This is a genomic window from Epilithonimonas sp. (genome assembly GCF_032055105.1).
Taxonomy (GTDB): Bacteria; Bacteroidota; Bacteroidia; order Flavobacteriales; family Weeksellaceae; genus Epilithonimonas.
Genome location: NZ_DAMBRK010000011.1, coordinates 111,623 through 127,133, shown reverse-complemented (window position 1 = coordinate 127,133; position 15,511 = coordinate 111,623). Strand labels below are relative to the sequence as shown.

At 33.4% G+C, this 15,511-nt stretch carries 16 protein-coding genes; 3 read left to right on the top strand and 13 right to left on the bottom strand.

Features of this window, described 5'->3' with window-relative positions; genetic code table 11:
- Positions 1-41: 41 nt before the first annotated feature.
- From RTY06_RS11010 to RTY06_RS10980, 7 genes are all read right to left on the bottom strand, one after another.
- A complete protein-coding gene (locus RTY06_RS11010; protein WP_312824890.1) occupies positions 42-716 on the bottom strand; it encodes a hypothetical protein in 675 nt (224 codons plus the stop codon).
- 438 nt (positions 717-1,154) lie between these two features.
- Entirely contained in the window at positions 1,155-1,898 is a 744-nt protein-coding gene (locus tag RTY06_RS11005) for a hypothetical protein (RefSeq protein ID WP_312824888.1), read from the bottom strand.
- Positions 1,899-1,980: 82 nt separating this feature from the next.
- Positions 1,981-2,310, bottom strand: a complete 330-nt coding sequence (locus RTY06_RS11000; RefSeq protein ID WP_312824887.1) for a DUF3892 domain-containing protein — start codon at positions 2,308-2,310, stop codon at positions 1,981-1,983.
- Between the two features lie 51 nt (positions 2,311-2,361).
- Positions 2,362-2,958, bottom strand: a complete 597-nt coding sequence (locus tag RTY06_RS10995; RefSeq protein ID WP_312824886.1) for a DUF1353 domain-containing protein — start codon at positions 2,956-2,958, stop codon at positions 2,362-2,364.
- 153 nt (positions 2,959-3,111) lie between these two features.
- On the bottom strand, positions 3,112-3,771 hold the full coding sequence (locus RTY06_RS10990; protein ID WP_312824885.1) for a hypothetical protein: 660 nt from the start codon (positions 3,769-3,771) through the stop codon (positions 3,112-3,114).
- 26 nt (positions 3,772-3,797) lie between these two features.
- Positions 3,798-4,739: a DUF4238 domain-containing protein gene (locus RTY06_RS10985; protein WP_312824884.1), complete on the bottom strand. Its 942-nt coding sequence runs from the start codon at positions 4,737-4,739 to the stop codon at positions 3,798-3,800.
- A 365-nt stretch (positions 4,740-5,104) separates the two neighbouring features.
- Positions 5,105-5,497, bottom strand: a complete 393-nt coding sequence (locus RTY06_RS10980; protein ID WP_312824882.1) for a helix-turn-helix domain-containing protein — start codon at positions 5,495-5,497, stop codon at positions 5,105-5,107.
- A gap of 53 nt (positions 5,498-5,550) precedes the next feature.
- On the opposite strand from RTY06_RS10980, the gene RTY06_RS10975 reads away from it, so the two are divergent.
- Complete coding sequence (locus RTY06_RS10975) at positions 5,551-6,324, top strand: SDR family oxidoreductase (RefSeq protein ID WP_312824879.1); 774 nt, start codon at positions 5,551-5,553, stop codon at positions 6,322-6,324.
- Between the two features lie 138 nt (positions 6,325-6,462).
- On the opposite strand, the gene RTY06_RS10970 is transcribed toward RTY06_RS10975, so the two are convergent.
- From RTY06_RS10970 to RTY06_RS10960, 3 genes are all read right to left on the bottom strand, one after another.
- Positions 6,463-6,804, bottom strand: coding sequence for a DUF2511 domain-containing protein (locus RTY06_RS10970; protein ID WP_312824878.1), 342 nt, complete (start codon positions 6,802-6,804; stop codon positions 6,463-6,465).
- A 288-nt stretch (positions 6,805-7,092) separates the two neighbouring features.
- The gene (locus RTY06_RS10965) at positions 7,093-10,236 is read right to left on the bottom strand and encodes a DEAD/DEAH box helicase (protein ID WP_312824876.1); all 3,144 of its coding nucleotides are present in this window, start codon (positions 10,234-10,236) and stop codon (positions 7,093-7,095) included.
- A 1-nt stretch (position 10,237) separates the two neighbouring features.
- Positions 10,238-11,029, bottom strand: a complete 792-nt coding sequence (locus tag RTY06_RS10960) for a hypothetical protein (RefSeq protein ID WP_312824874.1) — start codon at positions 11,027-11,029, stop codon at positions 10,238-10,240.
- A gap of 701 nt (positions 11,030-11,730) precedes the next feature.
- On the opposite strand from RTY06_RS10960, the gene RTY06_RS10955 reads away from it, so the two are divergent.
- Both RTY06_RS10955 and RTY06_RS10950 read left to right on the top strand, forming a co-directional pair.
- The gene (locus tag RTY06_RS10955; RefSeq protein WP_312824872.1) at positions 11,731-12,144 is read left to right on the top strand and encodes a JAB domain-containing protein; all 414 of its coding nucleotides are present in this window, start codon (positions 11,731-11,733) and stop codon (positions 12,142-12,144) included.
- 260 nt (positions 12,145-12,404) lie between these two features.
- Positions 12,405-13,676: a DUF4099 domain-containing protein gene (locus RTY06_RS10950; RefSeq protein ID WP_312824871.1), complete on the top strand. Its 1,272-nt coding sequence runs from the start codon at positions 12,405-12,407 to the stop codon at positions 13,674-13,676.
- Positions 13,677-13,957: 281 nt separating this feature from the next.
- On the opposite strand, the gene RTY06_RS10945 is transcribed toward RTY06_RS10950, so the two are convergent.
- The 3 genes from RTY06_RS10945 to RTY06_RS10935 are packed head-to-tail and all read right to left on the bottom strand — an operon-like array spanning position 13,958 to position 15,477.
- A complete protein-coding gene (locus RTY06_RS10945; RefSeq protein ID WP_312824869.1) occupies positions 13,958-14,380 on the bottom strand; it encodes an RES domain-containing protein in 423 nt (140 codons plus the stop codon).
- Positions 14,381-14,424: 44 nt separating this feature from the next.
- A complete protein-coding gene (locus RTY06_RS10940; protein WP_312824868.1) occupies positions 14,425-14,901 on the bottom strand; it encodes a hypothetical protein in 477 nt (158 codons plus the stop codon).
- A 6-nt stretch (positions 14,902-14,907) separates the two neighbouring features.
- The gene (locus RTY06_RS10935) at positions 14,908-15,477 is read right to left on the bottom strand and encodes a hypothetical protein (protein WP_312824867.1); all 570 of its coding nucleotides are present in this window, start codon (positions 15,475-15,477) and stop codon (positions 14,908-14,910) included.
- Between the last annotated feature and the right edge of the window lie 34 nt (positions 15,478-15,511).

Here is a 15,511-nt window from a genome sequence, read left to right as displayed (position 1 = left end):
AAAAATGAATAGACTTAAAATTGAATTAATTTAATAATGCACTACGAGTTATACTCGTTTTTATTTATAACCCAGCTTTCCATTAATTCCTCCCCTGCATGAGATATACTATTCTTATTTCTACGGTCAAAAAACTGCATTGAGAAGTTAAGTTGTTTAATAGGTAAGCCTAGACCATCAAGAAAATCTGTTACGTTTATTTTATTGTAATTTTTTAATTCCCCAGCAGTCGGATCGTTGGTATAGCAGTAATAGTGATAGATATTTAAAAGATGATTAAAAGCGAGATTATATTTGCCTTCAATTTCAGCTAAAGTCAGCATTTTAATCTGTTGCATCAATGTGTTTTTACTAGCAAGTACATTACCGTTAATAGATATATCTTCATAGTCGTAAACAATCTTAGTACTATCTAGCATTCTTTTAATAAGCGTTAGATAAGAATTACTCTCTTTGATGTCAATAATCTCTTGATTAAATGCTGTGTCAGGTTTATTTGACAGCAAATATTTTTCTAATAAAAATAAATATTGTGGATTGCTCAGTTTAAAATCCATTTTGTCAATCAAAAAATCCTTTAGGAGTTTATTTTGATTAGAATGCTTCAATAAATATATCAAAGCTTGGGTACTTGAAAGTGTTAGAACAGGATACCAATTTAAAAACATTTTATCGACCAAAATCTTAGCATTTGCTGAATTAAGGTATTGTTTCATAGAAATGGAAAAAATCTCTTTTAGTTTATTACTTTCTTCTGTGGTAATAGAGACTTTACCATTTGATTTATAATCTTTCTTTAGTTTTTCTACAATAGCCTTAATTTCTTCAAGCCTTTCTAAAGGTTTTTGATCTTTTTTTAGGGTATCAGGAATACTAATAACTTTTTCTTTTTTGATGAATTTTTCAAAATCATCCGCATTACTGATTATTAATGCTTGAGTTTTAAGTTCATTTATTTTTAATCCTAAATTATCGTAAAGAAATTCAGAAATACTAGTTGTGATATCAAATATCTCGTCTCCAATAATATCGTTTTTAAGTCCTTTATTTCTTTTGTAAATGAGATAAAAATCATCTACATATCGACAATATATAAAATCATCTTCTGTCGATACTTTTAAGTTCTGGACAAAATTATCAAGTTCAAATAGATATTAATAGCTTAAAAAATTAGAAAGAATATTTTGAGAAAACAAAGGAATGCCTTTAAGAGATCTGTTGATGAATAAAAGCAGATTCTTAATTTCTTCTATCGTTGAGCTATCAAAGTTCTGTTTTTTTGAATTTGAAGGAACTGCAAACTCTTGGATTATATTAATTAAAATCTCAAGATCGATGGATTTAAAATAATCTTGAATATCTAATTTGATTATTACCGCTTTCTTTTTTTTGCTAAGGATGTTTTCAATTTGTGTATTAACTTTATTATTGAAGTCGATGTAGTCTGCTTGATAATAGAGCATCGATTTTTCTGGATCTTTAAAATTTATCTTTCCTCCATAGTAAGTAGAAATATTAGCTCGGTTTTCTTTTTTCGTTTCGATGACTTCATATGAATCTTTTACTAGATCAAATATGTAAAATCCTAAGCCATAGTAAAGAATGAGCATCTCAAATGAAAGAAAATTAAATTTCCTTGCACCATAAACACCCTTTGGTATCAGATAATCTATATTATAAAAGATTTTATTATTGTTATAAAGTTGATCTTTTTCTATAAGATCATTATAGAATTTCTGACAATCAAAATTTTTTGTAACCTCATCTTTCCTATAAATCTCGAATTCTAAGGTTTTAAAGGAAAATTTATCATCCTCTATTTGCAGATTGATTAATTTAAAAGCCCTTTCAATATGATCAACCTTTAAGAAATTTCCAATATTGTAACTTTCTACCATAGATGCAGTTTAAGATTTTCGATTAATATCGGATATAGCATGAATTAGTTTTTTATTAGTTCTTTGTTTTTAGAAAATACTATTATGTGAAATTGTTGGTAATCCATCCATAATTTATAAGATGAGCTAAATTATTTCGTTCTGTTGAGTCTTGAATTGTTCTCAAATACCTATTACTATTTGACCCAACAACGTCAATTTTTGATCCCCAGTTCCATCTTTCTGTGCTGTAATTCCAAATAAGAGTTCGTGCAGAATTTAGCGAGTTATCAAGAAGTTGAACTGCTTGGGCTTTTGTATATTTCTTAGCTTTCCGGAAAGTGTTCTCCGCTATGTTAACTGTATGGACAGCATAATGTGTAATTACACTATTAGAATCTTTCCAAACACCTGATATTGCATAATGTGCCATTTAAATTATTAATTTAGTGAATCAGTGATATTTTGTAATGATTAAGTATAATCAGATCTTTATTTGTGTTCGCTGTGGGGCGGTTTCTAATACAACACTATCTAATCTGCTATTTATTTCTTCCAATGAGGGATTGGTACTTTCAATCCACTCAGAGATTTCTTTCATTTCATTGCTGCTGGTAGTAGCTGTGGTGGTTGTTATGATTTTTTCTTTCCCACTTTTCAATATGGTGACGTCCCATCTTGGACCTCCTGCATATACAGCAGCATACATGATTTTTGCTTTAGTGACAGAAGTACCTCCTGTTATACAAGCGTGATAAAACATCAAGTGAACATCCTGCCAATTCTCTGTTTTTTTATCGCAATGATAATCATGAATAACAGAGGCATTTCTGTATTTACCTTCATAAGGTCCTCCAATTATTGTCCAAAAAGCTTGTGGAATTGAAGCGCCATCAACAATAGTATTTTTAGGAACTTTCCAGAGTTTTCCATTTGGATCTATATAACTAAATTCATGTTTTAGCTTCATCGATCTTCCGTCATTGAGCCATTGCACGGTAACATCACCAATAAATTTATCAATTGTTTGCTGGCTGCTTAAGACCAGTGGGAAAAATAGCAGTAGTAAAATTAGTTTCATGGTTGGTTAGTTTTAACCAAAGTTAGTATTTTTTGCGGATTTTGTAGATAAAGTTTTAAAAATTAGTAATTTATATTTTTGGTAGTAGAGAATTTGTATATGCTTATATTGTAAGTTTTAAAAACATGAGTGCTTAACTTTTTCAAATGCATTCTATTTTAAGGAAATATCCCATATTAAGAGTTTGGTTTCTTTTTCGATATAATTTGCAGTTAAGATTTCATTATAAATCAATCTGCTTTCAATACTTCTATTAAGTGGTTGAAAAACATTAAGAAACCTTTTGTCAAACTTATTAGTTTTCTGTTGAAGTTGATGATCTATTATGTTATTTGTTATAATATAGTCCGTTGGAAATCTATTTACGATTTTACTTCTTATTTGATGGCCAAGCATTTTACTATCTGCCACACAGATAAATAATCCTCTTGTTTTAGTAAAGTAGGATTCTAAAGCTACACGTACCATATCATTTAAAAGTTTTACAAGGCGTGCGGTTTTATCAATAGATCCTTTTTCATTACTGTTCTGGCGAAACAAACCAAACTCAACAGATATTTTGAAATCTTCCTCGTCTACAACTAAATCTATCAACGGCTTTTCGTTTCTATAGGATATTTTTTCTTTTGCTGGAATGAAGCATTGATGATTAATAGGAACTTCAACTTGAATTTGAGAAGCCCTAAATTTGTAGGTCTCCATTAGACTTACAAAAAAGTCATATCTTATGGAATCTTCGCCAATTGACAATAAAGGCTTTCTGTCCAATCTTTCTTCTAATAATTGTTTATAATTCTGAAATAGGTTCTGCATTAATTTTTGTTTGTGAGAATTGATTTTTATAAACAAGTCTTGTAATATTCCAGCAATTCGATTGTTTGGGAAAAAATAAAATGATCAGAGTTTGTAAGCATATATGAGTTAAGTTCGTTTATTTCTTTTTCATCAGGTTTTTCTAAAATATATTTTTCTTTTGGGTTTTTATCATAATGAATAATTAATGCAAAACGCGGATTTAACGGATAGTAAACCCTAAAGTTTATTACTCTGTTATTGATATCTTTTATGTCCTTCTCTAAATTAATCAAAGGCTGATCAGATGTGATAAATTCTTTGGATGTGAAATTTTCAAGCAGGGTGAATGTCAGATCTTTGTGAAATGTTAATGAATTTGCAAGATTGGTTGAAAATATAAAAGCAAAGGGATCAACGAATTTAACAGAGAGGAGAGGATTAGCTTTTAATACATTTTCTACAGATTTACGCATTTTCTTTGTTCGTAAGTATTGAAAAGCAATAAAGATCATTGTTATAAATAATTCACGTTCATCATCTAGAAATTTTAAATCTTCCATTGATTTAACGGCAATAATTTTTTTACCAAATGACTCCAACAAAGTATGTATATTTTCAATACTATTATATTTAAGGGCGGCAAGTTCGGATTCTAACTTTAAATGATTATTCGGATTTAATTTTAAATGGTCAGCTGCCATTTTTTTTACTTTAGAATAAGAAGTGAATGTTTTAACAATTTCTAAATTCATTTCTAAGGTCGCTTCATCACTCCATGCTTTTACCAGTTCAAATAAAATTATTTCTTCTTCCTCCGTAAACTCTTCAAGTTTATAAAAGAATTTTTCCTGTGCTACGTTCATCAGATTGACGTCATTAAGTATTTTTTTATCCTGTAGTAGAAGGGAATTGATCTTATCATTGATTGACCAGTTTCTTAAATACTCTCGCCATATGTAATGGTGTCTTTTTTTGATTTCAGTCATAAAGTCTTTTTGGTTATTGAGGTTTTGAAATATTTAAATGAAAAGGTAACCTTCAATTTTATATTTCGTTTTTTCATTGTCAAATCCAAAGTTAATATTCTTTATTTATTCAATCTGAATCCATAAGATTATATTTCAAATACCCTGATTTTATATGAGGCTCTCCGATTTTCTATAACAAGTATATTCCGTTGTTCCTGCTGAAAAAATCTTTTAGAACTTCTCATGATAAAATGATACAGCATCGTCTTGATTTAACCACAATTTTAACATAAAAAACCTTCTTGAAAAAGAAGGTTTTTTATGTCGATCACAAGTGTGTGGGTTAGAGAAATATATAACAACACGAATGTTAGCTGAACATGCTAATTGATATATTCCAATCCCCATTGATAAAGATCATTAATGATAGGCTCCAGTTTCCTTCCTTTAGCAGTTAAATTATACTCAACGGTCGGTGGAACAGTGGCAAAAGCTGTACGGGTTACAATACCGTTTTCTTCCATATTCTTTAGTTCTTTCACCAGCATTCTTGTACTTATGCCGGGTATCATTCTTTCCAGTTCTTTGAAACGCCTTTTTTCAGGAATCAGCGCATAAATAATGGACATTGACCATTTTCCGCCGATAATATCAAGGATTTTCTGAAGCTCACATTTATTTTCCGTTTTTTCAATAATTTCTTTTTCCATAACTGTATGATAGTCAATAAAAGTTACTTTGGTGTTGCTAATATACAATCGTGTAACTACTTGCAAAAGTAAAGTAATGGAAATAGATTTGCAACTTAATTTTAAAAATATAATCAATTATGTATGATTGTTTAAAAGGAAAAATAGCTCTGGTAACAGGCGGAACTAAAGGCATAGGTAAGGCAATTGCGGATAAACTTAGTGCTAGCGGAGCAATTGTTGTAACAACTGCCCGTACAGAAGCAAACGATAACTCTAGCAGCCATCATTTTATTGCTGCTGATCTTACTCAGGCAGACAGCGCAGAAAAGATTGCAAAAGAAATCTTAGAAAAATACGGTAAGATAGATATTATCATTAACAATGCCGGAGCCAATTTAAGCCCCGGTGGAGGTTTTAATACATTGGAAGATGAGCACTGGTTAAAAGACTGGGAACTTAATTTCATGTCAGTTGTTCGTATGAACAAAGCCTTGCTACCTACAATGCTTGAACAGAAGGAGGGGATTATCATCAATATTTCGACGGGAGCAGCCAAACAACCAATCTGGGAAATGACCATGTCATATTCATCAGCTAAAGCTGGGTTGAATGCTTACAGCAAAGCATTAGCAAATGAAGTAGGGTCTAAAGGGATCAGAGTGAATAGTGTATCCCCGGGTGTTGTAAGAACTCCCTTAATGAATGATTTTATTGAAAATATTGCTAAGCAGTCAGGAACTACTTTTGAAGAATCCTTCCAGAATGTCATTGATGCTGTTGGTGTGCCAATTGGAAGAATGGCTGAGCCTGAAGAGATTGCTAATACAGTGGCTTTCTTGGCTTCCTCAGAAGGGGTATACATCACAGGAGCTAATATTTCTGTAGATGGCGGGGCGTCACCAACGGTATAATAAAATATTTAAGCAAAATTTCCACTGGAAAAAAGGCATTGATCTGATCAATCAATGCCTTTTATATTTAATTATTCACCTCTTAAATAATTTACGAAACCTATCCATTTCTCTTTTATCAAGAGGATAGGGTGAATTCTATTTATTCTCGCAGAGCTTCAAACCCTGAGTAATAAAATCTCCATAGGAAATCTTTAGCACGGCCCATTTCGGATCATCCAGCCAGATCTCTTCAATCTTGCTGATGGAAGTGTCATTATGTGAGGCTCCTTTTGCAGATCCATTGAGGGCATAGATCTTTCCGTTATTCGTTCTGCCATAGATTTCTTTGTAACCGGAGCAATAGACTTCTATTTCGTCGATGGCAAATGGCCATTCACCGATGTAGTCGTGTTTGCTAAACTTAAGGGTATTTATTGAAGATGGTGAATTGCAAGAAAAAATTAAAAATAATACTGTAAATAAACAAAGGTTTTTCATAGATAGATATTAATTGTTTTCAAAATTAGTTATCCTATTGAATAAATTTTTGTGGATTTCCGTAAATAAAGGTTCATGAATTCATTTCAATATAAATATTATTTGGAGAACACTGAGTTGAAAAAATAAAGAAGTGGTAAAATAAATCAATTTGGGGCGCTCTGATTTAAAAGGCGTATAGTTTTCTTATTGGAACAAAGAAATCCTAATTCTATAGTAAAACTACAAAGCTGATATCTTTCTTTCATATTACGATTAACCTCTCATTACTGATATCAAGGTTAATTTTTAACTAAAAGCTTGATGTATTTCGACACGTAACATTCTCCGATGTATCATTTTATACCGAAGTTTCTCTTCGGTATCTAAGCCTTCTCTAATTAATGTAGGAAGATTCCCTACAACAAACGGAATTTCTTCTTGGTCAAAGCCTAAAGATAATAGAAACTCTTTCAATGTAAGAGAGACAACACCAATTGCGAAGCTAATCTGAGGTACTAATCGAAGAATGAAATGTCTCGCTTTGGTTAGATGCTCATCAGTTCTTCCAGGGATAAGGTTGTCAATAGTCTGATAATTATCGCCATTAACAAATGCTTTTAAAATTGGATCAATCGCTGAAATATTTTGTATTAAATCATCTAAGTTATATTTTGAAACCTTTAGTCCGAGTGCTCTTGCAATTTGTGCTCGGGCGGCATTACCTGGAAAAATCTCTAGAATGCGTGCTCTATTACCTTCCAACCAATTGAAGAACCAACTGATCCATTCAGGAACCGTGAAATTAAAGAGAATATCAAGGTTCATATCGTCCAAACTATTTCCCAATTGCTCAATAATTGTTGGATCAATACCAGTTTTTAAACTGACTGACTCAACCCAATCACTAAATGGCTGATTCATTTGAATAGAGTCTCTTCTCCTTATTAACTCATCTATTTTTTGAGAAAATGATGAATTACCTTCTTGATTAGCTTTATAGGCAGCAAAAGAATTATTAAAGATAGTTTTTATTGACGTTTTTTCTGTTTCATCATTGTTAAGACGAAGCAATAAACTATTAAGGTCTTGAGATAGAAGTTCATTTTCATCGCTGTCGATGACCTCATCAATAAATCTAGTCATGGGATCATTAATAGTAAGACACTGATCACTTTTAGAAAATATCCGCTGTTGCAATGCTCGCCAGTTTTCTGGCGCCATTGATCTATTCTCAAAACTAATGATCTGACCAGGAACTATTATTACAACGCCTTGTGCAGCCATTCCTGCTCTGCCAGCGCGACCGGCTGCATTCAAAATCTCATGAGCTAGTAATTTCTCTGAACCTTCTGTATCTTCATCAAATCGGTCATCACCGGCAATAATAACCACCTCTGCTGTCAAGTTGATACCTTGAGCTAAAGTAGCTGTAGCAACAATGGCGTGAATTCCATCTTTGTACTTAAATAACAATTCATTTAGTTGACGCTCAGCTGGAAGTAAAAGACCGTGATGGGCTGCAACCTGATTTTCTAGACTAAAGTACGAATACTTTAAATCTCCTAATTCAAGTTCAAGACTTCTCATTCTAGACTCATTGTGGGTAGCGAATGTTTCCAGATCCATAACTCTTTCATCTAGCATTGCGTTTAGATTACGAGCTGTGCTTTTGGCTACAATTGGATTACTAACAAAAACTAAAGTTTTGATACCTGACCTAACAAAATGAACTGCAAGTTCCGCAGCAACCTGATTTCGGTTGCTTGTTAATCCCCAATAAGGACTTAATTCTAACTTGATTTTCTTATTTAATAATTTTCGTACAAAAAAATCATTAGGCCTTCCTTCATCCCATATATTTCGTAAACTGAAAATTTGATACGGAGAAGCATAAATTTGATCTTTAAGTTTTTTAGGCGGACCACCATTAGGTTTTTCAACGTGCGCCGCAAGAATTATTTTTTTTAATTCGTCCAATTCTTGCTGAGGATATATTACGCATCCCTGTAACTGGCGTGTAGGTTTCCAGCTGGAATTAAATACTTCGCAATTACGACCCGTAACGCTACTTACCCAAGACGCAATTTCTTCGCCATTTTCAACCATAGCTGATATTAGAAGATAATCTGATTCCGGGACTTCAGCGAATAAACGTAATAAACAGTACATAGCATCTAAACTTCGTTTGTCCAAACGGTTCATTCGCGCATTGACCAAATGAAACTCGTCAAAAACAACAAGTCCAATGTTTTCAAAATGTTCTGGATTCATTGCTAACAAGGTCAGGCACCGTTCAGGAGTCATCACGTTTATTGTTTCGAGCCCGTGATTATCAAAGTCTGTAAATTCTGAGCCGATCTCCAATATATCAGCGTTCATATTATCAAATAATGTAGTTAAGTCCCTATTGATTTGATCTTCAAGTGCATGTGTAGGAACCAAATACAAAACCGATCTCCCAGCCATCATAGTGGAAGCAATTTTCAATTCTGCAACTGTAGTTTTACCAGCTCCTGTAGGAAAAGTCAAGACCGCAGAATTACCGGAATTTAGAAATCCCGTTTGTACAGCATTAAAATGATTTTCCCATAAATATGGTCGAGAACCTGCGAGCTTCTGCAAGAATGGAATCCAGTCAAATGGGTCAATACCGGACGGTGGATCGACATTGATAACTCCCCTGGTTAATAAACGATCTTGCAAAACATCCAGTAGTAAGGCAAGATGATATGGCCCAGAATAACAGCTTTTGATTGCAAGTCCTTCAGATGTAATATCATGCATTGCCAATTGAATTACTTTTTTAAAGTAGTTTGTTTCCAGTCCTTTCATGCCCATAAGCACTTCTGCCATCTGTTGCAGACCACTCAGCAATTGTGTCCACAGGTAATCTTCGGCTTCAATATCTATTTCATTAGCTGAATATTCTTTTGAAACAGGTTGAATAGCTCTCATCGGTCCAAGCTGTCCATTTGCCAAAAGTCGTATTGCCTCTGCTAATTGATCTTGAATCGTTCCTGACGACGAAGTAGTCATTCTGCCTGCAATCTCGGCTGCATCTGCCGGACTGTCGCCGATCAAAAATAGTAGAATTGAAGAGATCCAACTTGGGACGTTATGAGTTTCTAAACCGTGGTCTGAGGCAAAGTCCTTTTGATCCCTAATTAACTGTAGCAAGTTGTGTGCTGTCCCAGCAACGAAAGCTGCGGAGACAATGTTATTGCCATTTTTATTAAGCACAGTTAGGGATTCTAAATTATTGGCAAGCTTTCTCAATTCAGCAATATCGTTTCTTAATGTCTTAGAAATTTTTCTGCTGCCATCAAGTTTTCTTCTTACCGATACAATTCTTGCATAAATTTTTGTTAGATACTGGGGGAGGTTTTCTGTTTCTGATCCATCAATCTGAGGTGCAGTACGGATAACCGCTTCTGTTATTGAATTGTACATATTAAGGTCTTTGTGTTTCTAAAAAGTCATGAATCTTAGATGAAAAATCATCCATCCACTGCCGAATGTTGGCTTGGCTAAAAGTAAGTGCCTGGCGTCGTAATTGATCAGGACCTGATACACATCCGTCGAAACCTCTAAATAGATTTTTCCTTTTTTCCGCAGTCGAATGAGAAGGAAGTGGAGTAATGCCTGCACGATAAACTCTATTTGATTTTTTATAAATGTCATTTTCGATGATTGCGTCAATATCATCATCCCCTAAATGGCTTAACAACATTGTGGTTTGGGTCACAAGTTGACTATCAAACTCACCCTTTTCAAATAACTCGAACTCAGGCCAAACCTTATATTTTAAAGTACTACGTGGCTTCGTTGTATATTTATCTTCGGCTATAATCAATGCTTTTATCCGATTTGTAGAAGTTAGGATAATAGCCAGTCCATCAATGCCATGTTGAGCAGGATTTGTATGTGGCGCCTGTGAGATCAGATTTATACCTGGATTTTCCATACGGATTGAAATCCACGTCATCATCTGAAACAACCATCCGTCACGTTTCCACCTTTCTTCAACTGTCACAACGGTAAGTTGTTTTTGGGCTCGGTCGATCATTTTAGCAGTAGAGCTCGTAACACTTCTATTTTTAGCTTCTAATATAGCTGCTACATGCCTATGCTTCCCCAACAATAAAAGCCCAACCTGTTCTGCAAGCTTTTGTAAATCATTTATTACCAATTGGGTCTCATGAAATAATGGGCTGTGATCAGTGCATGTATGTGTGAATGGCATTAGTAAAGTTATTTTCCGTCAAGATAGTCAAATTTTTTCTGCTAATCTTAATGCCCCACTTTTTTTAAACATTAATTTTAAAAAAAATTAAACGCTTTCAGATTGATTAGATCATTAATCTTAATTCGAATAGCCATTCCCCTCATTTACTGATTTCAAAGCAATCAATACTTTATTCAAAATCTATATTGCATGGGAGGTTGTCTCATTTTCTATAGCAAATATATTCCGTTGTCTCTGCTGAAAAAAATCTTTTTGGGTATCCGGAATCAGAGATTCCAAACCCTCCACAAAAATATTTCAAGCTTTCATCAATCTGCTTTTTTATTGTTTTCAAGGAATTGATTGCAGTTTTCATTGTGACTGCCTGAATGGGTTATCCGCATAGAAAAGTCAGAAACCTCACAAGATGCAAATGCAGTTCATTGAAATTTTGATCCTTATTATTCTTTTGATATCAATCAGTATAGATAATGAAATTGTTGACCGAATAATCAGAATAAAGCGTCAACGCTTTATCAGATATTTTGTATCAATTCAATAAATCATACAATCGATTAAGTAGAATAGAAAAAGTCAAAGTTTCCTTCAAGCTGCAATTACAGAATCGACAAGGTTTTTAATGGTAGGTGCGGGAAAAACAGGTCTCCGCCGCACTCGGAGCAGATTACATGAAATTCAATATTGTTAATGAAATTAAATTGAGCTATTCAAGAAAAGGAAATTGTGAAAGGTGTATAGCATCGTCGAGAGATGCAATGGAGATTTTCAGAGAGCATTTCGATGCGGATGAGTTGGACTATCGGGAATCTTTCTTTGCATTATATCTGAATCAGGCAAACAAGGTATTGGGAATTAAGAAAATATCCGAATCTGGAATTTCTTCGACATTGGTCGATGTCCGAATTGTATTGCAGGCGGCTCTTCTTTGTAATGCATCGGGGATTATTGTTGCCCATAATCATCCGTCAGGAAATTTAAATCCTTCTTCAAGTGATATTAAAATGACTGCTCAGATTAAAGATGCTTCCAAGGTGATGAATATGACTTTGCTGGATCATGTTATCCTGACTTCGGATTCTCATTATTCCTTTGCGGATGATGGGATGATATAAGTTCTTAAAAGCTGTCTTGAAATGTAATGCAAAGCTCTCAGGCTTTTACAACGTCATGAATTGTAAAAGTTAGGAGTTTATTGAAACTTAATTCTGTTAAGACAGCTTTTTTAAAGATTCATCTTACAATGTTGTTAAAATACAGCAACTCCTATCCGTTGCAGAATGTTTCACTCCATTGTAGACATTTCAAACAAGTTGATATATCAATTTAAAATTAAGGACTAAAGACAATAAAAACAACTCATAAAATCAGCGTCATGAATAATACAGTCAATAATACATCAATTTCAGAAGCCAATACCTTATTGGTACTGCACCACAGTAATAATTCCGTTGGAATGGTTCAGAATGTCAGTCAAAATGGACATCTTATCGATGTTACACCTGATTCTGCTGGTGTCGATTCGATGATACGAATCGATTCTTCAGCAGAGTCTTTTACTAAATTCTATACGGATTTTTACAATCAGCTTAAAAATCCTGAAGCCTACTCATTTTTTAAAGTGACAGAATTTGAAGCGGTAGAAACTGCGATAGGATTACAAGATTATATTGACAGTTCATCATCTATTGATAGAGAAGATTTGAAAAAGTATGAGGTTTCGATTGATGCAGTGGAGGTTTTGAAGAATAAAAAGAAATTGAAGAGTGATAGCTCGAATAATAGCAATTCTTATTCTAAGAAACCATCTGCTGATGTTATTAACCCAAGATACCGTTATCAGATTGAAGATGTAGACTGGAATGCGTTAGCTAAAATTGGACTTGAGCGGGAGATGTTGGAAAAGTGTAATGTTTTGGATGAATTATTAAAAGGATTTAAAACTTTGGTATTGCTCCCTATAAGATGTGATGACGGGGAAGGGGAAGGTAATGTTAATGCTAGATTACAGTTAAAATTAAATGACAATGGGGAAGTGGTGCTTCACGTTTATAAATCACAAAAAATGCCTGATTTCAGGAAGAAGTTTTTAGGTCATAGGTTTTCAAAGGAAGATCGACTAAATCTTTTGAATATCGGAAATATGGGTAGAGTAGTACAGCTTATGAATCCTATCACAGGAGAAGCGATTCCGTCATTGATTAGCAGGGATAAGCTGACCAATGAACTGTTTTCTTTGCCAATGGATTTTGTGAGAATTCCTGCGGTGGTCTGTGGCGTGGTTTTGAGTTTAGAACAGCAGGAGGTTCTTCGTTCGGGAAAACCTTTGTTTGTTGAAAATATGTTATCCAAGAGTAAAAGGCTTTTCAATGCGACCTTGCAGTTTAATGCGGAAAAGCAGTGGTTGGAGTTTTTCTTTAATAAGAGATTGAAAGGAGGTAATAATGAACATAGCTTTGAGTTTATAGTTCCTTCGACTTTCAGAGGTAAAGATCTTCCTAGATGGCAGATTGAGAAATTAAAGGCGGGGGAGATGGCTTATATCAGTGGGTTGGTTAGTGAAAAAGGGAGGGAGTATCAGGGTTACATTTGGGTTGATAAGGAGGTTGGGAGGATCGTTTTTTCTTTTAAGAATCCCATAAGATAATCATATGTATTATGGAGGCTTCAGTAAGCTGATATAAAAGGATTATTTAAGTTTTAGTTGTGCTTTAAGAACCTGTAGAGTGGATGGCTTTACAGGTTTTTGAGGTTGATGGGATAGGGAAAAGTTGCGGCAAAAATGCAATTCCTCTCGCTGGTCGGAATCGCATTTTTGCAGTGTTTGGAGCAACTCTATTTGTAAAACATTTCTCGATTTTTGAAGGGATATGTTTTTGAAAAAGGTTGCCGAAATCTATTGAAGCATAGTTAAAACTTTCTTCGAAATTATTTCATTTGTAAATTCTTTAGTTCTTCCAGTGATTTAAGACCAATTTTATTTAAACATTCTTCTTGATGATTATTGGGTAAATCAATTAATTCAAATTCATTCTCAAATCCTGTAAGCTGTACTATTGCATCATTTCCTACAACAGTATGCATCTTATGTTTATAAAGAGAGCATTCGCCAGCAACTATTAATTGCAATTTTTCTGTTGCAGTGGGAGTTATTGCTATATTGAATCCCTTACCAGATACTCTTACACTCGGATAAAATATACCGTCAAAACCATTTTTAATTGCTATTTCAGAAAATATTGCAGAAATCATATAGTCATAGTCATGATTAATTTCTTCTTTTGCAAACTCATCAGCAAGATATGTTTGAATTTTTAAAGATCTTTCAACAATATCAGGGTGCTCTTGCAATACATCACTTGGAATATTTTCAATTGAAGTATTATACGCTCCAACTAATTCACGCGTAAAGCTGCTTTCTTTAAAATAAGTTCTCTGTGCACTATCGCTAACAAATTTAAATTATCAATTACCTTCCATTTACCAAATGATATTTTTTTATAGAATGAAGATTCATTATCTCTAAGCTCAGGTATTGATTCAAGAACACCTATAATTCTAAGGCTGTCCAATTCTCCAGTTTGTAAATTATCAGGAACAGCTGTTGCATAAAACATAGTTTCGTTTGGAGTACTAGCTCTTTGGTAAGTTTTATTAAATTGTTGCGGTTTAAATGAAAAATCGCTTTTCTTACTAAATCGAACACTCTCACTATCATGAGGCCGTGCTCTCATCACAATTTTACCAGGATGGAAATTTACTTGCATTGATGCCATCTTTCCAATATTATTTAATAAAACTCTAATTTCTTTTTCGGGATATTGTGAAAGATCTAATTTTTTTAATTCAGTTATTATTTTTTCAATTTCCATGAGTTTTTAATTTTTAGATTTGGCGTATTCTTTTGCTTTTTTATAGTCTGTAGATATTGAATTTTTTAACAATTGATGATGACAATTTTTGTATGATTTTCTGCTTCCACAGTAACATTTCGATTTTTCAGTTGCTCCGCCTTTTATCAAAAGATCGAGCTGTCCTTTCCACATTTCGTATTCTAATATAATTCTATTGATATTTGGTGAAATTAAAAATTGCTGATCATCTATTCTTTTACCAAAATTATAAAGTTTAAAAAAAAACTCAGCAATCAATATGAAGTCATCGACTATAATATTTTTAGTAATATTAATCCTAACATTATCTAGACTTTGTCCATTATCTATAAATTTATTATCTGAAACAAATAATATTTCCGCTTTTTTAAGTTGATTAGGAGTTATATCAATTAAATCCCCTGTTTCATTTTCCCATACTGCATGATGCTCGGCTTCGTATATCGATCCATTTTCATGTATATTCCATCCATAATGAATACTGCCCCCATCTTCTAATACTTTCTTCTCTACATTGCTATAACAACTTAGAGGAATCGAGTATTCTTCTATCATTACGGGGACTATTTCAGGGTCGTATTGAACATTA

Bases quoted from the DNA above. Each gene is read 5' to 3' on its own strand.
- RTY06_RS11010 (WP_312824890.1), bottom strand. From the start codon at position 716: ATGAAACAATACCTTAATTCAGCAAATGCTAAGATTTTGGTCGATAAA.
- RTY06_RS11005 (WP_312824888.1), bottom strand. From the start codon at position 1,898: ATGGTAGAAAGTTACAATATTGGAAATTTCTTAAAGGTTGATCATATT.
- RTY06_RS11000 (WP_312824887.1), bottom strand. From the start codon at position 2,310: ATGGCACATTATGCAATATCAGGTGTTTGGAAAGATTCTAATAGTGTA.
- RTY06_RS10995 (WP_312824886.1), bottom strand. From the start codon at position 2,958: ATGAAACTAATTTTACTACTGCTATTTTTCCCACTGGTCTTAAGCAGC.
- RTY06_RS10990 (WP_312824885.1), bottom strand. From the start codon at position 3,771: ATGCAGAACCTATTTCAGAATTATAAACAATTATTAGAAGAAAGATTG.
- RTY06_RS10985 (WP_312824884.1), bottom strand. From the start codon at position 4,739: ATGACTGAAATCAAAAAAAGACACCATTACATATGGCGAGAGTATTTA.
- RTY06_RS10975 (WP_312824879.1), top strand. From the start codon at position 5,551: ATGTATGATTGTTTAAAAGGAAAAATAGCTCTGGTAACAGGCGGAACT.
- RTY06_RS10970 (WP_312824878.1), bottom strand. From the start codon at position 6,804: ATGAAAAACCTTTGTTTATTTACAGTATTATTTTTAATTTTTTCTTGC.
- RTY06_RS10965 (WP_312824876.1), bottom strand. From the start codon at position 10,236: ATGTACAATTCAATAACAGAAGCGGTTATCCGTACTGCACCTCAGATT.
- RTY06_RS10960 (WP_312824874.1), bottom strand. From the start codon at position 11,029: ATGCCATTCACACATACATGCACTGATCACAGCCCATTATTTCATGAG.
- RTY06_RS10950 (WP_312824871.1), top strand. From the start codon at position 12,405: ATGAATAATACAGTCAATAATACATCAATTTCAGAAGCCAATACCTTA.
- RTY06_RS10940 (WP_312824868.1), bottom strand. From the start codon at position 14,901: ATGGAAATTGAAAAAATAATAACTGAATTAAAAAAATTAGATCTTTCA.
- RTY06_RS10935 (WP_312824867.1), bottom strand. From the start codon at position 15,477: ATGATAGAAGAATACTCGATTCCTCTAAGTTGTTATAGCAATGTAGAG.